Source organism: Actinoplanes sp. NPDC049802, assembly GCF_040656595.1.
GTDB lineage: Bacteria > Actinomycetota > Actinomycetes > Mycobacteriales > Micromonosporaceae > Actinoplanes.
The window spans coordinates 51,997-74,576 of sequence record NZ_JBFAMR010000003.1; the positions used below are offsets into that span (position 1 = coordinate 51,997).

Genomic DNA, 22,580 nt, shown 5'->3' on the forward strand with positions numbered 1-22,580 from the left:
CTCATGCCGCCGATCGTAAGCCGGATGTCTGACATCCTCCGGCCCACCCGGATCGGCGGCGTGCGGATCATGCGTCCGGCGTACCCTCACCGCCGTTGTCCCCGCGCCCTCGCCGGGCCGCGTCGCTGGCCCAGTTGTACGCCTTCCCGGCGGCCGATCCGGCCAGATCGGCGGCACCGCCGCCGAACCGCCGCACCAGGCCGACCAGCGGATCCTGCGAGTTGGCAAAATCCTCACGGTACGCCTTGGCGGCGGCCTTCACATCCTCCGACACCGACGCGTTGCCGTCGTCGTCACGGCGCGGGTAGTCGCCGCCGAGAATCCGCGAATACTCCCCCGAGTCGACCCATTTCCGTAGCTCAGAAGCACGGGCGACGGGAACCGGATGACTGTTCCACGCGGTCAGGCCGATCTTGTGAACGCTGTCGCGCAGATCGCCGCCGCCCTCGTACTCCGCGGCCTGCTCCAGGAACGCGGCCGTGTCGATCTGCGACAGGTCCCCGCCGCCGGCCAGTTTCATCAGCAGCCGCAGCGAGGCGGACGGGTCCTGACCGGCGAGCAGGCCGGCCCGGTCGGCGGAAAGCTCCGCCTTGCGCCACCACTCCAGCATCGCCGCGATGATCCCGCGCAACGCGATCGCGCCCACCGGCAGCCAGCTCAGATTGGCCGCCCAACTGGTCAGGATCGTCATGATGGTCTTGTAGACGGCGTGCCCGCTGCGCACGTGGCCCAGCTCGTGCCCGAGCAGGGCACGCAACTCGTCGTCGTCGAGCTTCTCCACAGCGCCCGTGGTCAGCGCGATGAACGGCCGGTCCAGACCGATCGCCTGACCGTTGATCCGCGAATCCTGCGTCACATACAGCTCCGGCAGGTTCGGTACGTCGAGCGCCGCCGCCGCCTCGGTGAAACGCTGGTAGACCCGCGGGTACTGCCGGTGGTCGACACGGATCGCCCCGGCCAGGAACATGAGACGGAACCCGCGCTCGTTCCACATGCCGAAGAACGTCTTCACCACGTCGTCGAAGCCGCGCAGCTCACGCAGAGCGGAGAGCGCGCCCTTGTCGGCCGGATGCTCCCAGGCACGCGAGCTGATCCCGGTCAGGGTCACACGGCGTCGCACCGGCCGGTTCTCGTCCTCGGTCGTCATAGGTCTCACCCCGTCCTCGCCGCTGCCGCGGCGCAGGGCCGCGCTTCCGGGCCCAACGTACGCCCGCGACGCAACGCGTGTCCCGTGCCCGCGACCCGGAGAAGACCCGGAGAACGCTCCTCAGGGAGCGCCCGGAGGGATGAACGGCAACCCGGGCGGCGCACCCTTCTCGAGCAGTCGCCACAGCGCCCCGGTGTCCAGGTTCTCCTCCACGAGGTCACCGAGGACGTCCAGCGCGCGCTCCCGGACCGCGGCGAACCGGGTGTCCGGTGCGACCGTGAAACCGTGCCGGCCGGCCTGCCGCGCCACCTCGGTCAGGAACCGGCGGCGGAACCCGTCCGACTCGAACGCGCCGTGCCAGTGCGTGCCGTACACGTTGCCGGCGACCGCACCCTCCGGACGGCCGTCCTGGTAGCGCAACAGCGGATCGGGGGCGCCCGCGGAGACGTACCCGTGATGGATCTCGTAGCCGCGCACCGGCGCACCCAGACCGCTTCCCACCGGTCTGGACAGGGTCTTGCGAGCCGCGAACGTGATGCCGACCGGCAGCAGGCCCAGGCCCGGCACCGTTCCGTGGCCGCTCTCCACCTCGTCGTGGATGGTCTCGGCCAGCATCTGGAAACCGCCGCAGATGCCGAGCAGCGGACGGCCCGCGGCGGCGTGGCCCCTGATCGCGTCGGCCAGGCCCGTCTCCCGAAGCCACGCGAGGTCGCTCACGGTCGCCTTCGAACCGGGCAGCACGACCAGGTCGGCGTCGGCGATCTCACCCGGCTCGATCGTCAACCGCACCTGTACGCCCGGTTCGGCGGCGAGTGCCTCCGCGTCGGTCGCGTTCGAGATCCGCGGCAGGCGGATCACCGCGACACGCAGCCACTCGGTCCCGCGCGGCGCTCCGGGGCGGCCCAGGATCCTGCCGTACGCGAGAGAGTCCTCGGCGTCTAGCCAGACGTCCAGGTGAAACGGCAGGACGCCGTGCACCGGGCGCCCGGTCGCCGCGGTGATCATGTCGAGGCCCGGGCGCAGGAGGCCGAGATCACCGCGGAACTTGTTGATCACGAAGCCGGCGACCAGCTCCTGATCCTCGGGCGCGAGCAGGGCCAGCGTGCCGAAGAACGCGGCGAACACGCCGCCCCGGTCGATGTCGCCGACCACCACCGTCGGCAGCCCGAAACGGCGGGCCAGGCCCATGTTGACGAAATCACCGTCGCGAAGATTGATCTCCGTGGGGCTTCCTGCGCCTTCACAGATCAGTACGTCGTACTCGGAGCGCAATTCGGAGAACGCCGCGAAGGCGGTCTCGGCCAGGCGTGGGCGCAACGTGCGGTAGTTACCTGCGGTGACCGTGTCGACCGCCTCACCCAGCAGGACGACCTGACTGGAGCGGTCGCTGCCCGGCTTCAACAGGACCGGGTTGAAGCGCAGGTCGGGGGCTATGCCACAGGCGGCGGCCTGCATGGCCTGGGCTCGGCCCAGTTCGCCGCCGCGGCCGTCGGCGGTGAGCACCACGGCGGAGTTGTTCGACATGTTCTGGGATTTGAACGGGGCTACGCGTACGCCGTTGCGGTGCAGCCAGCGGCAGATTCCGGCGGTGAGGATGCTCTTGCCGGCGTCGGAGGTGGTGCCGGCCACCAGGAGGGCGCCGGTCATCGGAGGAGGCTCCGGTGTCGGGGGGTCGGCGGTGGTTCCGGCCCTTCGGGCCCCGCCCCGCCCCCGCCGCCACCACCGGCCGTGATCAATCCTCGTGCCGCCGCCAGAGCCGCCGCCATCCCCAGCGCCACCAGGCCCACGGCCCCCGAGATCCGCGCGGCCCGCCGCAGATGCCCAGCCGAGGGCCGCGGCCCGTCTCCCAGGAACGGCCGCACCTCAGTGCGTCCGAAATAGACGTTTCGCCCACCGAGCCGAACCCCGAGCGCCCCGGCCATGGCGGATTCGCATTGTCCCGCGTTGGGTGACGGATGATCCCTTCGGTCGCGCCGCCACACCCGCAGGGTCTCCCGGACGGATCCGCCCGCGACCGGCGCCACGATCGCCGTGACGACCCCGGTGATCCTCGATGGCGCCAGGTTGAGCAGGTCGTCCAGCCGCGCGGACGGCGTCCCGAATCGCGCATACCGCTCGGATCGATGCCCGACCATGGCGTCGAGGGTGTTGGCCGCCCGATATCCGAGGAGCCCTGCCGGGCCGAGCAGCGCCCCCCAGAGGAGGGGGGCGACGACGGCGTCGGATGTGTTCTCGGCGACGGATTCCACGGTGGCGCGGGCGAGTTCCGGTTCGTCGAGCGTTGACGGGTCCCGCCCGCACAGGTGCCCGAGCCGTTCTCGTGCCGCCGCGAGATCCCCGGCTTCGAGGTGTCCGGCCATGGTCCGGGCTTCGCGCCGGAGGGTGCGTCCTCCGAGCACCGTCCATGTGGCCGCCGCGGTGACGGCGGCCCGGGCGACGGGCCGGTCGCGGGTCGCTCGTGCGGCGGCGAGCCCGGCGAGGACGGGCACACCGACGGCGATGGCGGTGTACGCCGCCCCCGCGCGCCGGTGCGGCCGGTAGAGCCGTTGTTCGAGGGCTCCGGCGGCGGTGCCGTAGCCGGCTACCGGGTGCAGTCGACGTGGGTCGCCGAGCGCCGCGTCGAGGAGGTATCCGGCGATGAGGCCGGCCGCGTCGGCGGTCCGTCGTGCTGTCACTCTCAGCGGCCGAACGGGGTGAGGTCGTATGCCCAGACGGCGAGCGCGGGTGGTTCGTAGTTGTCGGGGTAGGGCACTGGTTCGAGTTCTCCCCAGGCGATGGAGCCTGGTGCCCGGTCTTCGAGGAATTCGGCGACGATGCCCCGGAGATCTTCGGTGACCTGGTAGGCGTCGGCGAACGGGAGGTCGCTGGGTTTGCGGGTGCCGGCGGAGCAGCGGAGCTGCCCGGCGACGGTGTCGTGCCAGACGTAGAAGGTGGCGGTGCCCCGGTGGCCGGTGCCGGCCACCTGGTCCCGTAGTAGGGCCGCGGTCTCCTCGAATGCGGTGACGACCTCGTCCGCGGACAGGCCCAGGCGTTCGTGGGGTGGCGCGCCGAACCAGTTGGTGTTGGTGTCTTCGGCCGTCTGGTCCTCCGGCGATAGCACCATCTGCTCGGTCACGATGGCGCGGATGTCCTTCAGCAGCACGGGTTCAGTCTGCCCCGTTGTCGGGTCCGGGGCCTAGCCGGGCCGCTCCGACTGGTGGCCTGTTGCGCCGGCACGATCGGCCTATCCCGATCGACGGAATCGGTGGGTGTCTACCGAGCGGATTGTTGTACCCGTTCGGGTGACGTCCGCAGACCGCGTTTTCAGTGGCGCCTCGCGGTGGCCCGGCCGGGTGACGTTCCCGGCCGGGCCACCGGGCGCCGCGCGCCCCGGAGATCCGCAGGGTGATCGATTTCCGGGTGGCGGCGGTGGGAAAGGTCTCAGGCGGCGACGGGTTCGCGCCGGTTGTCGCGGTGGACGCGGCGGGTCTCCGGGTCGTCGGGCTCGTCGCCGGGCTCGGCGGTCTGGTCGGTGATGCCGGCGACGACTTCGAGGAAGGTGGGTCCTTCGTCGTCGGGGTCGCGCTCGGGCAGTCCGTCGCCGAAGGTCACGGGAATCTCGTCGTCGGGGAGTGTTTCGGAGGGGCGGCCGCCGATGATGGCGTCGGTGTCGGGTCCTTCGATGGTGCTGTTGGCGGGGACGGGTTTGCTGCGGTAGAAGCGGGAGCGGCCGCGGGCGAGGTCGTGGCCGATGGCGAAGGCCTCGACCTCGTATGAGACGCGGTTGTTGTTGTCGTCGTCGACCCAGTCGCGGGTGTAGATGCGGCCGAAGACGACGACGGGGTCGCCGACGGTGATGGAGGAGGCGACGCCTTCGGCGAGGCGGCGCCAGGCGGTGACCCGTACCCGGAGGCTGTTGCCGTCGGTCCAGCGGCCGGTTTCCCGGTCGTAGCGGCGGGCGGTGGAGGCGAGCCGGAAGTGGGTGACGAGTTTGTTGTCGTCGCCGACGCGCCGCCATTCGGGTGCGGTGAGCACGTTGCCGACGACGACGATGTTGGTTTCGAACACGGCGTTCTCTCCCTGGTGGGGTGCGGTGTGTTTCGGTCGTCGCCGAGTTTGGCGGGGGTGCCGGGGTGGGCGGGTTCGTGGCTGTGGACGGCGGCGGATTGTGGATGGCGGGCCGGGGTGGGTGCGATTTTGATATGGCGCGCCGGGTGGTACTCATGGGTAACCTGTGGGCGTGGAGACCGATGTCCTCGGATGGCCGTATGAGCGGCACACCATCGAGTTGGGCAGTGACGATGAGGGTCCGGTGGTGGCCACGCTGGTGCGCCGCCGGGCGGAGTCGCCGACGCGGCGGGCGGTGCTGCATGTCCATGGGTTCGTGGACTATTTCTTCCAGACGCATCTGGCGGATTTCTTCGTCGAGCGGGGCTGGGATTTCTACGCGCTGGACCTGCGGAAGTACGGGCGGAGTCTGTTGCCGCATCAGACGCCGAACTTCGCCCGGAGCATGACGGACTACTTTCCGGAGCTGGATGAGGCGGCGCGGATCATCCGGGAGCAGGACGGTCATGATCAGCTGTTGGTGAGCGCGCATTCGACGGGTGGTCTGATCACGTCGTTGTGGGCGCACTGCCGTCGTCAGCGGGGGACGATCGACGGTCTGTTTCTGAACAGTCCGTTCTTCGATTTCAATCTGCCGTGGCTGGTGCGGCGGCCGTTGATGTCGGCGGTGCTGGCGGTGACGGGCCGTCGGCCGTACCGGAAGTTGCCGATGGCCTCGCTGGGCTTGTATGGCAAGAGTCTGCATGCGGACCATCACGGCGAGTGGAGCTATGACCTGGAGTGGAAGCCGATTCTGGGTTTCCCGGTGCGGTTGGGCTGGCTGGAGGCGATTCGCCGGGGTCAGCGCAAGCTGCGGTCGGGTCTGGCGATCGATGTGCCTGTTCTGGTGGCGTGTTCGACGCGGACGTTCCGGGGCAGGCAGTGGCATGACGATGTGCGGGTGACCGATTCGGTGCTGGATGTGGAGCACATCGCCCGGTGGGCTCCGGGTCTGGGCCGGCAGGTGACGATCGCCCGGTTCGACGGCGGCATGCATGATTTGACGTTGTCCGGCAAGCAGGTGCGGGCCGAGGTGTTCCGCGAGTTGGGACGCTGGGTGGACGCGTTTCTGCCGGCTCCGGGGACGCCGGAGGCGGATATTCCGCCCGCGCCGGAGGATCAAGCGGGCATAGCTACCGTTCTCGAGGCGGCGGAGGCGGCGGTGGAGGAGGGCTCCGTCGAAGAGGCGGACGACAAGTCCGGCACGACCGCCTAGTATGTGCTGGCCAGCGCTCGTAGCTCAGCGGATAGAGCAACGGACTTCTAATCCGTGGGTCGCAGGTTCGAATCCTGCCGGGCGCGCTTGTCTTCCCTCTACCAGGGCGGTTGACTTCTCCGAGGGGTCACACCCTCCGGGTGCGGTCCGCCGAGCGGGTCGCATTCGGTGACCGGCGGACAGCGTCCGCCGTCGGACGCCCATCACTGTCCGCTCGGATGCTCGGACAGCCACTCGTGATACCGGTGCCGAAGAGCGTCGCGTTCGGTCGCGGACGGCAGGATCACGTCCATGCCACCGTCGTAAGGGTGGTATAGCCATCGCAGGTCAGGATCGGCGATCACGACGTTGGCGACGACTTCGTCGACGACGTGACGCAGCAATGTGTCCAGGCAGCCCGGCGTCCAGCGCTCCCGGCTGACGTGCAGGTGCATCCAGCTCTCAAGATCTGGCTCGTCGTCCATGCAGACGCTTGTCCAATACACGGCGTCCGGGTGTACGGCGAGGGTCTGCGGCGACCGGCTCTCGTACGAATCACGGGAGTCGGAGTAGCTGACGGTGACCACGAGTATCGCCGAGTCGTTCGCCAGGTCGGCCAGGACGGTGTTGTGCCTCGCCAGCACGATCTTGTATTGGGCTTCGGTCTCCGGGTAGCGCTTGGATCGCGGCAGGCTGTGGAACCGTACCCAGCGGTCCGGGATGCTTCGGAGTTCATAGGGCAGCTTCGAGCGACCCGGCCACCGCTCATCCCACAACGCCGACAGCAGGACCGGGTCGACGGCGCATGTGGGCTCCCCGTCGTCAGAGGTCCGCATGATCAACCCACTCGATCGTGGCGGACAGATCGCTGTGCGGGTCGACCTGCGCGGCCTCGATCAACGCGGCTTCTCCCGCTGCGTCCACGACGTCCGGCCACGGCATGCCGAGGTTCAGGGGCTGGTCGAGTCGCTCGTGGCTGTTCCAGTAGGTGTTGCCGGCGGGATCACCGAGGTGTTCGAACACCTCGGCCGCGGACAGTTGGCCGTAGCGGTCCAACGACCGCACGGCGGCGGTCAATGGTGGCAGGACTTCGCCGCCGATCGACATCAGCCCGGTCTTCGCATCCTCAGCGATGCCGGTCGACTCGTCGTCCAGCGATCCGATCAGCCGCGTGATCTCGTCCGTCACGAGGCGCAGTCTGCCCCACCCTGTTCACCGTCTTCCAGCGATATCGGGCCGAACCCACGGGGCCGGGCCGTCACCGGCGTCTTGTCGCCGGCATCGTTGCCACCACCCTGGGATGATGTTGATCCGGGCTGAGGTCGCTGTCGTCTCGGAGTCTCTCGACGGCTGAACATGATCGTCGGCGATGCGCCTCTTCTCCTCCCGGTTCAGTAGATCGCCGGGCACCGGTTGACGTGTTGATCTATCTTCACTGTCGCGGTCGACGCGGTTTCGCGGGCTGTTCCGGGTAAGGGTGAGGCAGGAGTTCTGATCTCGTTGTTCGTCTTCGGCGTTCTTCTCGCCGCGGTCGCTTTGTTCGCACTGGCCACCGTGGTGTTCGGTAAGGCTGATCGGGTGCGCCGTGGGGCGTGGGCCACGTTCGCCGTCGGGTTGTTCCTGTCGTTGGCGTTCGTCGTGGGGTCGTGCGTCTCGGTGGTGCCGACACGGAACGTGGGCATCGTCACGAGCTGGGGTAAGCCGACGGGCCGGACGACGGGTGCCGGCTTGCAGTGGACGGCGCCGTGGCAGGACATCGACGAGTGGGACGCGTCGGGTCAGACGTATGCGCATTTGGGTGATCACTGTGTGTGGGTGACGATCGCGGCGCAGCGGCGGGCGTGTATTCCGGTGCAGATCGAGTGGTCGGCGAAGTCGGAGAAGGCGCCGGAGAATTGGGCGGCCTACCGTGAGGTGGGCGACAAGACCCGGTTCGAGGTGTTCGTGGAGCGCCGGGTGAATCCGCAGATCAACGGGTCTTTGACGTCGATCTTCGCGGCGTTCGATCCGCTGGGTTCGGTGGATGTGACGAGTGGGGATGCTCCGGCGCCGGATTTGAACAAGACGTACAAGGAGCCGTTGGTCAAGGCCCTGAACACCGCGTTGGGTGACGAGATCGTGGTGAAGTCGGTGGCGTTCGAGTCGCCGCGGTATGACGAGCCGACGACGCAGGCGATCGCCGCGTACGGTCAGAAGATTCTGGAGGCCCGGAATCTGGAGATCGACAAGGCGAACGCGAAGACCCGGGCGGAGATCACCCGGACGGATGCGAGCGTCGATCAGGTGGCGCGTTGTCTGCAGATCGCGGAGAAGCTGGGCAAGGAGCCGGGTCTGTGCATGGGTGGTTCGGTGTCGCTGACCCGCCCGGTCCAGGCGGACTGAGCGGGCCGCGAAACCATCGCGAGGATCGGGAGCGGGCCGGGTTCGTGTCAGCCGGTGGCGAGCGCTTCGGTCGGCGCCAGGCGGGCGGCGCGGACGGCGGGGTAGAGGCCGGCGACGGCGCCGATGACGAGGGTGGCGCCGAGCCCGCCGGCGACCGCCCACGGCGGCACCATGGTGGGCCAGTTCTGGGCGCCGGCGTAGACGGTGGTGACCACGTAGCCGCCGCCGACGCCGCCGACGCCGCCGAGCAGTGCGAGCAGCAGCGCTTCGGAGACGAACTGGGTGCGGATCTGCCCGCGGGTGGCGCCGAGGGAGCGGCGCAGCCCGATCTCGGCACGGCGTTCCAGCACCGAGATGACCATGGTGTTGGCGACGCCGATGCCGCCGACGAGCAGGGCGACGGCGCCGAGCCCGAGGAGCAGGGCGGTGAAGCTGGCGTTGGCGGCCCGTTTCGCGGTGAGCACGTCGGAGGGGCGGGAGACGTCGACCTCGTCGGGGTTCTCCGGGTTGGCGGTTCGCCCGAGGACCGCTTTGACCGCTTCGACCTGGGATTCGACGGCCCGGGTGTAGACGGTGGTGAAGTGCCCGTCGAAGCCGAGGTACGCCTTGGCGGCGTCCCAGCCGATGAGGACGGCGTTGTCGAGTTCGGGGGCGAGGGCGACGGCGCCGAGGACGCCGATCACGGTGTACCAACGCCCGTCGATGTAGACGGTGGGGATGTCGCCGAGGCGGCGTGCCGCGCCGGCGCCGAGCACGACGGCCGGGTATCTGGCGGTTGCCGCGTTGAGCCAGGTGCCGTCGGCCATGTTCGCGCCGACCGTCTCGAGCAGGTCGAGTTGCGCGGCGACGACGGACAGGCCGCCGGTCTCCTGTTCGGGGATCCGGTCGCTGCGGTAGACGGATGTGTCGCTGACGCTTCCGGTGGCGGTGGCGGAGAGGACCGGCCCCACCCTTTTGATCATGGAGAGGGAGTCGTCGGGCAGGGTGGCTTCGTCGCCCATCATGGTCTGGCCGGGTGAGACGCGCAGCATGTTGGTGCCGAGGGCGGCGAGTTTGCGGTCCAGGTCGGCCTGGCTGGACGAGGAGATGCCGACGACGGCGACCATCGCGGCGATGCCGATGGCGATGCCGAGAGCGGAGAGCACCGCACGCAGCGGCCGGGAGCGGAGGCCGTAGCCGCCGAGGCGCAGCAGGTCGGAGGGGCGGAGCCGGGCCGGGCGCGGGACGGCCATCTCAGATCACCCGCCCGTCGCGCATCGGCACCTGCCGGGGCAGGGAGCCGGCGATGTCGTGGTCGTGGGTGATGACCAGGACGGTGGTTCCGGCCGTGTTGAGTTCCCGCAGCAGGTCCATGACGCCGTGGCCGGAGGCGGTGTCCAGGTTGCCGGTGGGTTCGTCGGCGAGGAGCACTGCGGGGTCGCCGGCGACGGCACGGGCGACGGCGACCCGCTGTCGTTCGCCACCGGACAGTTGGTGGGGACGGTGCCCGAGCCGGTCACCGAGACCGACCCGGACGAGGGCGGCTTTCGCCCGCCGCTCGCGTTCTCTTTTCGGCAGGCCGGTGTAGAGCAGGCCGTCGGCGACGTTGGTGACCGCGTCGCGGCCGGTGGCGAGGTGGAACGACTGGAAGACGAAGCCGATCCGGCCGGCCCGCAGGGCGGAGAGCTGCCGGTCGGTGAGGCCGGCCACGTCGTGTCCGTCGATGCGTACGGTGCCGGCGGTGGGCCGGTCGAGGGTGCCGATGAGGTGGAGCATGGTGGATTTGCCGGAGCCGGACGGGCCGACGATGGCGATCAGCTCACCGTGTTCGACGGTGAGGTCGACACTGCGGAGCGCGTGGACTCCGCCGGGGTAGCTCTTGGTGACGTCGGTCAGTTCGATGATCGGGCTCATGCGGGGACGCCCACTTTCATGCCCGCGGTGAGGCCGTCGCTGGTGATCTCGACGCGGCCGTCGGCGAACAGGCCGGTCTCGACCGCGACGATGCGTGTGGTGGCGCCCTCGACGATCTGCAACCCATATCCGCCTTCGGCGAGCGCGAGCAGGGCGTTGACCGGCACGGTCAGGACGTTCTCGCGCTGAGAGGCGACGAACTGTACGCCCACCGAAGCCTCTTCCAGGCCGTGTGGGGTCGTGCCGAACCCGATCGTCACGGTGAGCGTGGTGGTGTCGTCCTCGCCGGGGTTGGAGGCCTCGTCGATGACGGTGGCCACGTTGATGATCTTTCCGGTGACCGTCTTGCCGTCGGGCAGGGTCACGTCGACCTCGGCGCCTTTCTTGGCGAGCCGCTGGTCGCTCATCTCCAGATCGACCGTGGCGACCCGGCCGGTGCCGGTGGTGGAGAGCAGTTGGGTGCCGGGCTGCGCGCCGGCGCCGAGGTCGACGGACCGGTCGGCGACCCGGATGGGGCCGGTGGCGTAGACGATCCGGCCCAGCTCGACGGTTCCGGTCTCGTCCGTGCCGAGGTCCTCCTGCCATTGCTGGACCGCGTCCGCCGTCGCCGAGGTGTACTCGTCGTCCACGGTGAAGCCGCGGTGGCCGAGCGCCCACAGGTTCTTCTCGAACAGTTCGACGTCCGGGCCGTCGAGTCCGGGGGAAAGGGTGCGGTAGGCGGGCAGTGCGCCGTACAGCAGCACCACCGGATCGTTGTCGATCTTGTAGAGCGGTTTGCCCCGTTTGATGGTCGCGCCCTCGGTGGGCAGCCAGGTGACCGTGCCGGACAGCCGGGTCCTGAGCGCGGCGGTGTCGCCGTAGCCGAGCGAGCCGTCGTGGCGTTCCTTGTCGACGAGCGTCGTCCGGGTGATCTCCCCGGTCGGTGTGGTCGGCGCGCCGCCTGCCCGCGCGCTGTCGCCCTCGTTCTCCGGCAGGCCGCCGACCAGCAGGAAGGCGGTCGCACCACCGGCGGCCAGGGTTCCGATGACGGCGATCATCGACCTTCTCATGTCGTCTCGCCCGGCTTGTTCTCGTTCGTGACCGGTCCCCCGCGCTGGTACTGCGCGCAGGCCTTGTCAGCGGCGTCGAAGAGAGGCTCGCCGGGGCCGGTGCCGAGTTTGCCGCGTTCGATGGCGATCTCGCCGTTCGCGTTCGGGTCGGGGAAGCCGGTCACGCCGTTGTCACGCATGCACTGGGCGTACTTTCTGTCCCGCTCGATGTCCTCGGCCGATCGCTGCGGCGGCTCACCGCCGTTGGGCAGGTACTTCTTGCAGACCTTGTCGGCCTTGTCCATGGTGTCCTTGTCGACGCCCTGCGGGACGGCGACCTCCATCCGGCCGTCCGCCTTCGGGTCCGGGAACCACTCCAGACCCTGCTCCCGCATGCATTCGGCGTATTTGAGCGACGCGTCCGGGTCGGGACCGCTGTCGGTGCCGGTGCTGGTCACGGTGCCGGGCTTGCCGCCGCCCGCGGTGGCCACTCCCGGATCCTTCTCTCCACCGGCCGTGCATCCCGCTGTCGTCACCGCCAGCAGGACGCCGATCGCGAGCACCGTCCTGTTCCTCATCTCGTCTCCTCTGCCGGCGGCCGGTCGGCCGCCACACATCGGAGTAGAGCGGCGAGCGTGTATCCCGGCCGTCACGGAAAACGATGACGCCGAGTTGACAGCCGCCCGGTTCAAGATGGAAGGCATGCGGATCCTGGTGGTGGAAGACGAGCCCCTGCTCGCCGACGCGGTGGCTCAGGGTCTGCGGAGGGAGGCCCACGCGGTCGACGTCGTCCACGACGGTGGATCCGCACTGGAACGGATCGACGTCAACGACTACGACGTGGTGGTGCTCGACCGGGACGTGCCGGTCGTGCACGGCGACAAGGTGTGCATGGTCCTCGCCGAGCGCAAGGCCGGCATCCGGGTGCTGATGCTGACCGCCGCCGCCGGGATCGACGACCGGGTGTCCGGGCTGGCCCTCGGCGCCGACGACTATCTGCCGAAGCCGTTCGCCTTCCGGGAGCTGTCGGCGCGGGTCGCGGCGCTCGGGCGGCGGGCTCGTCCGGCCGCGCCGCCGGTGCTGCGCCGGGCCGGTATCAGCCTCGACCCGTACCGCCGGGAGGTTCATCGCGACGGCCGGTACGTGCCGTTGTCCCGCAAGGAGTTCGCCGTGCTGGCCGAGCTGCTGCGCGCCGACGGCACCGCGGTGTCCGCCGAGACGCTGCTGGAGAAGGCGTGGGACGAGAACGCCGACCCGTTCACCCACGCCGTACGCATGACGATCCTCAAACTGCGCCGCAAACTGGGCGATCCGCCGGTGGTGCTGACCGAGCCGGGAGTGGGGTACAGGATCCGATGAGACTCACCGTGCGCGGCCGTCTCACCCTCGTCTACGGCGGCCTGTTCGTGGCTGCCGGGCTGGTGCTGCTGGCGGTCATCTACATCCTGATCGACCGGCGGGCGCCCCTGCTGTTCGAGCGTGACTTCGCCGGGGAGCAGGTCGGGGCGGAGGCGGGGGTGGGCGCCGTGCCGGGCGACGCGGTCGTACGGCAGACCGTCGAGGGCTTTCAGGCCGGCACCCTTTACACCCTGCTCACCCAGGGAGCGATCGCCCTGGTCGTGGTGAGCGCGGCGACGATCGCGCTGGGCTGGCTGATCGCCGGCCGGATGCTGCACCCGCTGCACACCATCACCGAGACGGCCCGGCGTATAGCCGAGTCCCCGATCGCCGACCGTGGCCTGCACGAGCGGATCGCCTTGGCGGGTCCGAACGACGAGCTGAAGCAGCTGGCCGACACGTTCGACCTGATGCTGTCCCGGCTGGACCGGTCCCTCGACGGGCAGCGCCGGTTCATCGCGAACGCCTCTCACGAGCTGCGCACCCCGCTCACCCTGAACCGGACCCTGCTCGAGGTGGCGCTGGAACCGGAGACCGTCTCCCCCGAGGTGCGGCAGCTCGGCGTCACCCTGCTGGCCGTCAACGAACGGCACGGCCGGCTCATCGACGGGCTGCTGCTGCTGGCCCGCTCCGAACGCGAGGTGACCGAGCGTTCCTACGTGGATCTGGCCGACATCGTCGACCACGTGGCCGTGTCGGACGCCGTCAAGGTGATCGCCGAGCCCGGCGAGGCCGCCGTTCTCGGCGACCCGGTGCTCCTGGAACGCCTCGTGCAGAACCTGGTGGAGAACGGCGTCCGGCACAACGTGCCGGAGAACGGCTGGGTGCGGGTGTCCACCCGCACCCGCACCGACGGATGGGTGGAGCTGCGGGTCTCCAACTCGGGCCCGGTGGTGCCCCGTTACGAGGTGCCCGGCCTCTTCCAGCCGTTCCACCGCTACAACCGGGACCGTCTTGCCGGGTCCGGCGCCGGCCTGGGCCTCTCCATCGTGCAGTCGGTCGTGAACGCCCATCTCGGCCGGATCCACGCCGACGCCCGCGAGGAGGGTGGCCTGCTCGTCACGGTCCTTCTCCCGCGGGCCCGCTGACCGGCTCCGGGACCGGGGCCCCGGCCGACGCGGCGGACCGCCGGGCCAGCCCCACCACACCCCAGCCCATGATCAGCGCCGCGGCGGCCACGGCGACCAGCCCGGCCGCCCCGAACCGCACGCCCTCGTCGAAGAGGACCACCCCGGCGAACGCGGCGACCAGCGGATTGGTCACGCTCACCGTGGCCAGCGGCGCGGCCAGCCCGGCCCCGCGATAGGACAGCTGCCCGATCACGTAGCCGGTGACCGCGAACGCCCCGACCAGCGTCGCCGCTGTCACCGACACCGCGCCGGGCCCGCCCGTCGTGAAGGCCGCCAGCACCGCTTTGGACAGCACCGACGCGATCCCGAAGGCCGCCCCGGCCGCCGCGGCCAGCAGCACCGCCCGCAGCCGTGGACCGGATCGCCAGCCGGCGAACGAGCAGACGAACACGACCCCGGCGGTGATCGTCGCGACCGCTTCGACCGACGAGTCGGTGAGCAGTGGCGGCGCCTCCGACTCGACCGACAGCGCCAGGATGAGGGCCAGCCCGGCCACCGTGAGGGCCGCTTCCAGCCAGGCCGCCCGGCTGAGCCGGGTGTGATAGCGGATCACCTCGATGGGCAGCGCGAACAGCAGCGTGAGCGTGCCGAGGGCCTGCACCACGGCGACGGTGCCGAAATTCAGCGCCAGCAGGTGCAGGGCCACCCCGGCGCCGGTGAGCAGCAGTGCGACCGCCCACCGGGACCAGCCGCGATGCCCGCGCTCGGCCAGTCTCTCCTGCGCCACCGCGGCGACCGCGTAACTGGCCGCGGACAGCAGGGAGAACACGACGGCCCACCCCAGCGATCCCATCGCCCCACCTCGATGCCGCGGCCACCCGAGAACGGTTCCTCCATCGACGATACCGAGCGGCCACCGCACCGGATCGCCCCGAAACGGCGGAATCCACCCGAACCCCCGGCGTTGTCCACAGGGCGGCGAGAACCTGCCGCCACGAACCTTCCGGTACGAGGTGACGGCTGCCTGATCCTGGTCGGCCGGCCGTGGGTTCGCGCCGGTCCGGCCCGCCCGGCGGTGATCCGGGCCGGTTCCGGCGTCGCCTCGTTGAAACCGGACTGAACCACACCCGGAGCCCGTCCGTAACAGTTACGGGGTTGACCGGTAGATGGGACTCCAAGCACACCGCACCGGGCCCGGCATGCCGGGAGACTAGGCTGGATGCCTCGAACTGGGCTTCGGCGTGGCGGCCCGGGCGCCCAACCGAAACATGGAACGGAAGATGATGATCGACCAGCCCAAGGTGCGTGTCCTGCTTCTCGAGAGCATCCACCCCGACGCCGTTTCCCGGCTCGAGGAGGACGGTTTCCAGGTCGAGTCCCTGCGCAACGCGCTCGACGAGGTCGAGCTGATCGACCGCATCTCCGGAGTTCAGCTGCTCGGTGTCCGCTCCAAGAGCCAGGTGACGGCGAAGGTGCTCGAGGCGGCCGACAGCCTGGTCGCGATCGGCGCGTTCTGCATCGGCACGGACCAGATCGACCTGGCGGCGGCGACCGCCGGTGGCGTCGCGGTCTTCAACGCCCCGTTCTCGAACACTCGTTCCGTGGTGGAGCTGGCGATCGCCGAGATCATCGCGCTGACCCGGCGGCTCACCGAGAAGAACACGCTGATGCACTCCGGCGTCTGGGACAAGTCGGCGGACGGCGCCCACGAGATCCGCGGCCGCCGCCTCGGCATCGTCGGCTACGGCAACATCGGCACCCAGCTGTCGGTGCTCGCGGAGAACCTGGGCATGTCGGTCTCCTTCTACGACACCGCCGACAAGCTGGCGCTGAGCAACGCGCACCGCTGCGCGAGCATGGACGAGCTGTTGGAGTCCAGCGACATCGTCACCCTGCACGTGGACGGCCGGCCCGGCAACGCCGGCTTCTTCGGCGCCGAACAGTTCGCCAAGATGCGCCCGGGCGGGCTGTTCCTCAACCTGTCCCGCGGCATCGTGGTCGACCATCTGGCGCTGCGTGACGCGCTGAAGAGCGGCCACCTGGCCGGCGCCGCGGTCGACGTGTTCCCGCAGGAGCCGAAGGGGCGTGGCGACGAGTTCCTGTCGGAGTTGCGTGGCCTGCCGAACGTGATTCTCACCCCGCACATCGGCGGTTCGACCGAGGAGGCGCAGTCCGACATCGGCGGCTTCGTGGCGAACAAGCTGGCCAAGTTCGTGACCGAGGGCAACACCACCCTGAGTGTGAACCTGCCCGGCGTCACCCTGCCCGAGCTGCCCGGCATGCACCGCATCGTGCACATGCACAAGAACACGCCCGGTGTGCTGGCGCAGGTGAACCGGATTCTCGCCGAGCACGGGGTGAACGTCGAGGGCCAGATGCTCAGCACCCGTGGCGAGTTCGGTTACCTCATCACCGACATCGCCCTCGGCTACAGCGACGAGGTTCTCGACCAGCTGCGCTCCATGGAGCAGACCGTCCGTCTGCGGGTCCTCAACTGACGATGCGGGACCGCCTGACCCGGGAAGGTCAGGCGGTCTCGACCGTCAGCAGGGTGACCGGCGCGACGGCGTCCACGTCGTAGCGGTCGCCGCTGGCCCAGCCTTTCGGAGTGAGCGTGGACCCGGGTGCCACGTCTTTCAGCGTCCGCGAGCCGGCCGTCACCGTTCCCGCGCCCCCGCCGACCTTGATCCGCACCGGGCTGCCGCTGGGCGCCCGCAGGATCAGCTCCTCGATCCCGCCGGTGATCTTCATGGGTACCGTGCCGGAGGCGTCGGCCAGCGTCATCTCGGCGCGCCGGGTGCCGCCGACGAGTTCGATGCCGCGGATCCGTCCCTCGCTGAGGTTGACGATCCGCTCGGCCGAGTAGCCGGAGAACCGGATGGTCCACCGCACCTTCGCGGACAGCACGACCTCCACCTCGCCTCCGGTGCCGGCCGTGTCCCGGGCCACGTCCACTCGCAGGCGGTCGTCACGGAATTCGGCGCTGGGCCGGATGCCGGCTCCCTCGGGCGCGCTGATCCGGTACATGTCGGAGCCCAGGTCGGCGATGCTCAACCGGACCCGGTCGGTGGCGGCCAGCATCTCGAACGTGGCGAGGGTCCGGGCTTCCAGGGGGCCGGTCACCACCCGCTGGTCGTCGCCTCCGAGCTGCAGCATGTCGCTGATCTGGTTGTTCTCGCCGGTGTAGTAGACGACGCCGGTGAGCGCCACGACGGCCAGCGCCACCACACCCAAAAACGTCATGCCGGCGGTGACGAGCCGGGACTGCCGGGGCCGGGTGGCCGCGGCCGGCGCCGCGGGGGCGTCGCCCCACACGACCGGCTGGTCCGCGCCGGGGGCCCGCTGATCACGCGCCCCACTCCAGAACGACTCCCCGGCCGGGCTCCCGATCGGCCCCCACACGGGCTCGGGGGACGGCCCCGGCGCCGCACCGGGCGAGGACGGCGAGACGGCGGCGGACGGCGGCGTCTCGACCGGAGCGGCCGGGAACAGCGGCGCACCGGTGGACGACAACCCGTCCATCCCGGACGGCGCCGGATCCGCCGTCCACTCTATGGGCGGTTCCCCGGAGTCCTCCGCCGGCCGGGACCGGCCCCTCCGGCGCAGCGGCGGCCGGTCCGGAATCGGCAGTGCCCCCGCAGCCGCGGCGAGCGTTCCCATGACGCCGCCGGCGGGTGGAACGACCGGCTGGTTCGCGGTGCCGTCCTCACCGGGCGCACGCCCCGTTCGGGATCGCCCGATCGGCCCGTCACTGAATCCGAACGACGTGCGCCCGGGCCCGGCCGGTGACGCCGGCCCGAAGGCCGGTGGCGACGACACGGAACGCGACGGGCCGGACGACGGGTCAGACGGCGACGGGCCGGACGACAGGACGGGCGGCGACAGGTCGGACAGCGGCAGGTCAGACGACGACGGGCCGGACAGCGGCAGGTCAGACGACGACGGGCCGGACGGCGAACCGCCGAACCACGAGACCGGCTGCCCCTCCGGTTCGAGCGCCGGTTTCTTGGGCCGCCGCAATGGCAGCCCGGAAGCCGTACGCTCCTCCCCCTCCCCGGCTCCGGCCGAGTCGGGCGATGAGCCGACGGCGGCGGTACGGTCCACGCGATTCCTCCCTGCAGCGCACCCTCGGGTGTGTCCCCCGATGGAAGTACGTATGGAATCGCCTATCGGATGAGTGACAGCAATGTTTACCGTGGGTCAGATCGCAGGAGTCCTCGTCTGGTGGCGATGGCGACCGCCTCCAGTTGGCTGTGTGCGCCGAGTTTGGCGAGCACGGCTTTCTGATATCCGCGGCAGGTGTGCACGCTGATGCCCAGCCGGCGGGCCGCCGAGCGAGCGTCCAAACCGGCCGCCATCAGCTGCAACACCTCGTTCTCCCGGACTGTGAGCCCGCCGTTGGCGACGGCGCCGCGCGTGGCGGTGGCCGGGTCGGTGCTGCGCAGCAGCCGGGCGAGGATGTCGGTGGAGACGGTCATGCTGCCCCGGTGGGCGGTGCGCAACGCGTTCAGCACGTCACCGAGCGCACCGTTCTTGGAGAGGAATCCGGCCGCTCCGGCGGTCGTGGCTCGCCGTACGAGGCTCTGCTCCTCGCTCGCAGTGAGGATCACCACACGTGAATCGGGTTGCCGGACCCGGATGAGCTCGGCGATGGCGATCCCGTCGGCATCGGACAGTTCCGGATCGAGCACGATCACATCGGGTCGCAACTCGGCCGCGAGACGTATCGCCTCGGCCCCGGTTCTGGCGTGCCCCACCCAGCGCAGATCGGGCTGACCTGCCAAGGCATGCCCGAGCAGCTCGGCGAAGGTCTGGTGGCCATCGACGACGAGCACAGTGATCGCCCCGCCGCTGTCCATACGTCACCTTCCTCAGTCCGCCCCGTCGGGCTCCGCGCAGTCTAAGGATTACCCGATGGACATCCCGACCTACCAACAGGCTGCCCCCCGGTACGGCCGACGCCCGGTTGCCTCCGAGCGGTCCGGATGCCCCGTCGTTCGGCCGACTCACCCCCTCGCTTTGGGGCTTGCCGCCGTACCGCCCGGCAAGCAGAGTTCTGGATCATGTTCGACATCCAGCTCTTCGGCCCGCTAGAGGTCCGGACCCGGGGCATCGTCCTGTCCGGGGACGACTTCGGCGGCGCCCGGCCTCGTCACCTGCTCGCCCTGCTGGCGCTGCGGGGCGGCTGGTCGCTTGTGGAGCTGGCCGGCACGCTGGGCGTCACCACGGCTACGGTCAAGTCCGATCTGGCGGTGTTGCGGGACAGGTTGGAGCCGGGCGTCCGGGACCGTGACTCGGTGGTCGTCGGCCGCCGCGGGGTGTTCCGTCTGGACCCTGATCGGGTGCATGTCGACGCCGCCACCTTCGATCAGTTGCTCGCCGTTGCGGCCGGCCGTCCGCAGGCCCGGGCCGCCCGCCCGCTGGCCGCCGCCGGTGTGCTGGCCTCGCGCCCGCTGCTGGAGGACGAGGACGCGCCCTGGGCCGCCGAGGCCCGCGCCGAGTACCGCGCCAAGATGATCATGGCGAGCGCCCCGCAGCCGATCCGGTAGGACCAGCAGAATCACAGGGTGCTGCCCACCACCCTGACGCCGGTGCCGCTGGCCCCGGAGATCTCACTGTTCCTGGTGAACCGCCCGGTCGGCCTGTTCGATCTGACCGGCGGCGAGTTCCACAGCGATCAGCCTCCCCCGTTCTGGGCGTTCGCCTGGGCCGGGGGCCAGGCGCTGGCCCGTTTCCTGCTGGATCACCCGGAGGAGGTGTACGGCCGCCGCGTTCTCGATGTGGCCACCGGTTCCGGGGTGGCCGCGATCGCCGCCGCCTACTGCGGTGCCGCCGCGGTCGCCTGCACCGACATCGACCCGGCGGCCGTGGAGGCCGCCCACCGCAACGCGTCGGCGAACGGCCTGTCCCTGGTGGGCCACCTCGACGATCCGCAGGTGGTGCTGGCCGGGGACGTCTTCTACAGCCCCACGGTCACGCCGAAGATGGTCGGCTCGCTGCGCACGGCCCGGCGTGCCGGCGCGACGGTGCTGGTCGGCGACCCGGGTCGCGGCTTCTTCCCGGGTCATCTGTTCGATCTGGTCACCGAGTACGCCGTACCGGTCCCCGCCGCCCTGGAGGACACCGAGTCCTTGACGACCGGAGTCTGGCGGCTCAAATGAGGCCCGAAAAGATGTAGGCTACATGCATCTTCCCTCCGGAGGTGCCGTGCACGAAGAATCCACCCGCCTCGCCGACGAGATCGCCCGCTTGGTCCGGATGGGCCCGCGATTCCGAGGCATGCTCAGACCCGGGGATCTCGGCGCCGAGTTCTCCGCGCTGATGCTGTTGCCGCCGTTGCTCGCGATGGGCCCGATGCGGGTCACCGATCTCGCCGAGTTCAAGCAGGCCGATCCCTCGACGATCAGCCGCCAGGCCGCCCAGTTGGTGAAGGCCGGCCTGGCCCGCCGGGAGGCGGATCCGGCGGACGGCCGCGCCTCGCGGCTGGCCGTCACCGAGGCCGGTGTGCAGGCCTGTGCGCGGGTCCGTGAGGCCCGCGCGGCCATGCTCGAGCGGGCGCTGGCCGACTGGCCCGCCGAGCGGATCGCCGCCTTCACCGACCTGTTCGCGGAGTTCAACCACGCGGTCGAGGCGCTGCTGCGCACCGACCCGACAACACCCCCACGGGAGCCTGCGTGACTCACGCCGAACCGGTGGAGTTCACCCACCGCCAGATCCTCACGGTCCTCGGCGGGCTGATGATGGGCATGTTCCTCGCCGCGCTCGATCAGACGATCATGGCGACGGCGACCCGGACCATCGCCGACGACCTGCGGGGCTTCGACCTGCAGGCGTGGGCCACCACCGCCTTCCTGATCACCTCGACGATCTCCACACCGCTGTACGGCAAGCTCTCCGACATCTACGGCCGCCGCCCGTTCTTCTTGCTCGCGATCGGCATCTTCGTCGTCGGCTCGTTCCTGTGCGGCCTCTCCGGCGACATGTGGCAGCTGGCCGCCTTCCGGGCCATCCAGGGCCTCGGCGCCGGCGGCCTGATGTCGCTCTCGCTGTCGATCATCGGCGACATCGTCCCGCCTCGCGAACGCGCCAAGTACCAGGGCTTCTTCCTGGCCGTCTTCGGCACCGCGAGCGTGCTGGGCCCGATCCTGGGCGGCTTCTTCGCGGGCGCCGACACCATCCTCGGCACCGACGGCTGGCGCTGGGTGTTCTACATCAACGTGCCGGTCGGCCTGGCCGCCATGGCGGTCGTCGCGCGGGTGCTGCACCTGCCGCACCACCGGGTCGAGCACCGGATCGACTGGCCCGGCGCGCTCACCCTGATCATCGGCCTGGTGCCGCTGCTGACCGTCGCCGAGCAGGGCCGGGACTGGGGCTGGGACTCCGGGCGCTCGATCCTCTGCTACGTGATCGGCGCGGTCGGCCTGACCGGCTTCGTGCTCGCCGAGCGGGCGTACAAGGACGAGGCCCTGCTGCCCCTGGCCCTGCTGGGCAAGCGCACGGTCGCGGTCGGCGTCACCGCCAGCACCATCCTGGGCATGGCCATGTTCGGCGGCCTGATGACCGTTCCGCTCTACCTCCAGATCGTGAAGGGCTCGTCGGCCACGCTGGCCGGCCTGCAGATGATCCCGTTCGTCGTCGGCATCATGGGTGGCTCGATCATCTCCGGCCAGCTGATCTCGAAGACCGGCCGCTACCGGATCTTCCCGATCGTCGGCAGCGTGTTCATGGTGATCTCGCTGTTCCTGTTCTCGCTGATCGGCGCGGACACCCCGCTCTGGCGGACCATGCTGGTCATGGTGCTGATGGGCCTCGGCCTGGGCAGCAACATGCAGCCGATGATCACCGCCGTGCAGAACGCGGTCTCCCCCCGCGAGATCGGCACCGCCACCGGTGCGGTCACCTTCTTCCGCTCGATGGGCGGCACGCTGGGCACCGCGATCTTCCTGTCGGTGCTGTTCAACGTGCTGCCCGGCAACATCCGCGACGCCTACGCCTCGGCGCGGGTGACGCCCGAGTTCCAGCAGGCGCTGGCCGCCGATCCGGCGCAGGCCGAGCTGCTGAAGACCGCGACGGGCGGTGCCGGGCTGGCCGACACCTCGTTCCTGAACCAGCTGACCGACGTGATCGCCCACCCCTTCAAGGTCGGCTTCGCCGAGAGCGTGCACGTCGTCTACCTGATCGCGTTCTTCGTGATGCTCCTCGGCCTGATCGTGGTGTTCTTCCTCCCGGAACTGCCACTGTCGCAGCGCTCCGCGCAGCAGGCCCGAGCCGAGGACGCGCTCCAGGCCACCGGCGACGGTCCCGCCTAAATCCAAGATCAAATCCCGGGGGTACGGGCGACAAGCACCCGCCCGCACCCCCGGCCTCCACCGCCTTCTCAG

At 70.2% G+C, this 22,580-nt stretch carries 23 protein-coding genes and 1 tRNA gene; 10 read left to right on the plus strand and 14 right to left on the minus strand.

All coding sequences use genetic code 11. The features are described 5' to 3' along the window. Positions 1–67: 67 nt before the first annotated feature. From AB0I88_RS02895 to AB0I88_RS02915, 5 genes are all read right to left on the minus strand, one after another. Positions 68–1,147, minus strand: a complete 1,080-nt coding sequence (locus AB0I88_RS02895) for a M48 family metallopeptidase (RefSeq protein ID WP_361017619.1) — start codon at positions 1,145–1,147, stop codon at positions 68–70. 120 nt (positions 1,148–1,267) lie between these two features. Next, positions 1,268–2,794: a cobyric acid synthase gene (locus AB0I88_RS02900; RefSeq protein ID WP_361017621.1), complete on the minus strand. Its 1,527-nt coding sequence runs from the start codon at positions 2,792–2,794 to the stop codon at positions 1,268–1,270. Beyond that, a complete protein-coding gene (locus AB0I88_RS02905) occupies positions 2,791–3,822 on the minus strand; it encodes a cobalamin biosynthesis protein (RefSeq protein ID WP_361017622.1) in 1,032 nt (343 codons plus the stop codon). The genes AB0I88_RS02900 and AB0I88_RS02905 overlap by 4 nt, the downstream gene beginning before the upstream one ends. Before the next feature lie 2 nt (positions 3,823–3,824). Continuing rightward, a complete protein-coding gene (locus AB0I88_RS02910; protein ID WP_361017624.1) occupies positions 3,825–4,289 on the minus strand; it encodes a hypothetical protein in 465 nt (154 codons plus the stop codon). A gap of 278 nt (positions 4,290–4,567) precedes the next feature. Next, entirely contained in the window at positions 4,568–5,194 is a 627-nt protein-coding gene (locus AB0I88_RS02915) for a single-stranded DNA-binding protein (RefSeq protein WP_361017626.1), read from the minus strand. Positions 5,195–5,366: 172 nt separating this feature from the next. Here AB0I88_RS02915 and AB0I88_RS02920 point away from each other — a divergent pair, with 172 nt between their 5' ends. Beyond that, positions 5,367–6,449 carry an alpha/beta hydrolase gene (locus AB0I88_RS02920; RefSeq protein WP_361017627.1) on the plus strand — a complete coding sequence of 361 codons (1,083 nt, stop codon included), beginning with the start codon at positions 5,367–5,369 and terminating at the stop codon, positions 6,447–6,449. A gap of 13 nt (positions 6,450–6,462) precedes the next feature. After that, positions 6,463–6,535, plus strand: a tRNA-Arg gene (locus tag AB0I88_RS02925). A 117-nt stretch (positions 6,536–6,652) separates the two neighbouring features. Here the strand turns inward: AB0I88_RS02925 and AB0I88_RS02930 are convergent. Both AB0I88_RS02930 and AB0I88_RS02935 read right to left on the minus strand, forming a co-directional pair. Beyond that, on the minus strand, positions 6,653–7,264 hold the full coding sequence (locus AB0I88_RS02930) for a hypothetical protein (protein ID WP_361017628.1): 612 nt from the start codon (positions 7,262–7,264) through the stop codon (positions 6,653–6,655). Continuing rightward, positions 7,251–7,616, minus strand: a complete 366-nt coding sequence (locus AB0I88_RS02935; protein WP_361017629.1) for a hypothetical protein — start codon at positions 7,614–7,616, stop codon at positions 7,251–7,253. The genes AB0I88_RS02930 and AB0I88_RS02935 overlap by 14 nt, the downstream gene beginning before the upstream one ends. 312 nt (positions 7,617–7,928) lie before the next feature. On the opposite strand from AB0I88_RS02935, the gene AB0I88_RS02940 reads away from it, so the two are divergent. After that, positions 7,929–8,810, plus strand: coding sequence for an SPFH domain-containing protein (locus tag AB0I88_RS02940; protein ID WP_361017631.1), 882 nt, complete (start codon positions 7,929–7,931; stop codon positions 8,808–8,810). 47 nt (positions 8,811–8,857) lie between these two features. Here AB0I88_RS02940 and AB0I88_RS02945 read toward each other — a convergent pair whose 3' ends face one another. Genes AB0I88_RS02945 through AB0I88_RS02960 form a run of 4 tightly spaced genes read right to left on the minus strand, consistent with a single transcriptional unit; the run spans position 8,858 to position 12,309 of the window. Next, the gene (locus AB0I88_RS02945) at positions 8,858–10,042 is read right to left on the minus strand and encodes an ABC transporter permease (protein WP_361017633.1); all 1,185 of its coding nucleotides are present in this window, start codon (positions 10,040–10,042) and stop codon (positions 8,858–8,860) included. A 1-nt stretch (position 10,043) separates the two neighbouring features. Beyond that, positions 10,044–10,694, minus strand: a complete 651-nt coding sequence (locus AB0I88_RS02950; RefSeq protein ID WP_361017972.1) for an ABC transporter ATP-binding protein — start codon at positions 10,692–10,694, stop codon at positions 10,044–10,046. A gap of 5 nt (positions 10,695–10,699) precedes the next feature. Further along, on the minus strand, positions 10,700–11,752 hold the full coding sequence (locus AB0I88_RS02955; RefSeq protein WP_361017635.1) for a peptidoglycan-binding protein: 1,053 nt from the start codon (positions 11,750–11,752) through the stop codon (positions 10,700–10,702). Then, a complete protein-coding gene (locus tag AB0I88_RS02960; protein ID WP_361017637.1) occupies positions 11,749–12,309 on the minus strand; it encodes a hypothetical protein in 561 nt (186 codons plus the stop codon). Before AB0I88_RS02960 ends, AB0I88_RS02955 begins: the two co-directional genes overlap by 4 nt. Before the next feature lie 124 nt (positions 12,310–12,433). Between AB0I88_RS02960 and AB0I88_RS02965 the strand changes: the two genes are divergently transcribed. Both AB0I88_RS02965 and AB0I88_RS02970 read left to right on the plus strand, forming a co-directional pair. Beyond that, a complete protein-coding gene (locus AB0I88_RS02965; protein ID WP_361017639.1) occupies positions 12,434–13,090 on the plus strand; it encodes a response regulator transcription factor in 657 nt (218 codons plus the stop codon). Continuing rightward, positions 13,087–14,217 (plus strand): ATP-binding protein, encoded by a 1,131-nt coding sequence (locus AB0I88_RS02970; protein ID WP_361017640.1) that lies wholly within the window; start codon positions 13,087–13,089, stop codon positions 14,215–14,217. Before AB0I88_RS02965 ends, AB0I88_RS02970 begins: the two co-directional genes overlap by 4 nt. On the opposite strand, the gene AB0I88_RS02975 is transcribed toward AB0I88_RS02970, so the two are convergent. After that, positions 14,189–15,052: a DMT family transporter gene (locus tag AB0I88_RS02975; protein WP_361017642.1), complete on the minus strand. Its 864-nt coding sequence runs from the start codon at positions 15,050–15,052 to the stop codon at positions 14,189–14,191. The genes AB0I88_RS02970 and AB0I88_RS02975 overlap by 29 nt on opposite strands. A gap of 415 nt (positions 15,053–15,467) precedes the next feature. Between AB0I88_RS02975 and serA the strand changes: the two genes are divergently transcribed. Continuing rightward, positions 15,468–16,697 (plus strand): phosphoglycerate dehydrogenase, encoded by a 1,230-nt coding sequence (serA, locus tag AB0I88_RS02980; protein WP_361017644.1) that lies wholly within the window; start codon positions 15,468–15,470, stop codon positions 16,695–16,697. Between the two features lie 28 nt (positions 16,698–16,725). On the opposite strand, the gene AB0I88_RS02985 is transcribed toward serA, so the two are convergent. Both AB0I88_RS02985 and AB0I88_RS02990 read right to left on the minus strand, forming a co-directional pair. Next, positions 16,726–18,303 carry a hypothetical protein gene (locus AB0I88_RS02985; protein ID WP_361017645.1) on the minus strand — a complete coding sequence of 526 codons (1,578 nt, stop codon included), beginning with the start codon at positions 18,301–18,303 and terminating at the stop codon, positions 16,726–16,728. 86 nt (positions 18,304–18,389) lie between these two features. Next, positions 18,390–19,058, minus strand: a complete 669-nt coding sequence (locus tag AB0I88_RS02990; RefSeq protein ID WP_361017647.1) for a response regulator transcription factor — start codon at positions 19,056–19,058, stop codon at positions 18,390–18,392. Positions 19,059–19,262: 204 nt separating this feature from the next. On the opposite strand from AB0I88_RS02990, the gene AB0I88_RS02995 reads away from it, so the two are divergent. Genes AB0I88_RS02995 through AB0I88_RS03010 form a run of 4 tightly spaced genes read left to right on the plus strand, consistent with a single transcriptional unit; the run spans position 19,263 to position 22,508 of the window. Beyond that, on the plus strand, positions 19,263–19,748 hold the full coding sequence (locus tag AB0I88_RS02995; protein ID WP_361017648.1) for a hypothetical protein: 486 nt from the start codon (positions 19,263–19,265) through the stop codon (positions 19,746–19,748). A gap of 18 nt (positions 19,749–19,766) precedes the next feature. Then, positions 19,767–20,360 carry a 50S ribosomal protein L11 methyltransferase gene (locus AB0I88_RS03000; protein ID WP_361017650.1) on the plus strand — a complete coding sequence of 198 codons (594 nt, stop codon included), beginning with the start codon at positions 19,767–19,769 and terminating at the stop codon, positions 20,358–20,360. A gap of 46 nt (positions 20,361–20,406) precedes the next feature. Continuing rightward, on the plus strand, positions 20,407–20,877 hold the full coding sequence (locus tag AB0I88_RS03005) for a MarR family transcriptional regulator (protein ID WP_361017651.1): 471 nt from the start codon (positions 20,407–20,409) through the stop codon (positions 20,875–20,877). Then, a complete protein-coding gene (locus tag AB0I88_RS03010) occupies positions 20,874–22,508 on the plus strand; it encodes an MDR family MFS transporter (protein WP_361017653.1) in 1,635 nt (544 codons plus the stop codon). Before AB0I88_RS03005 ends, AB0I88_RS03010 begins: the two co-directional genes overlap by 4 nt. Positions 22,509–22,580 lie beyond the last annotated feature (72 nt).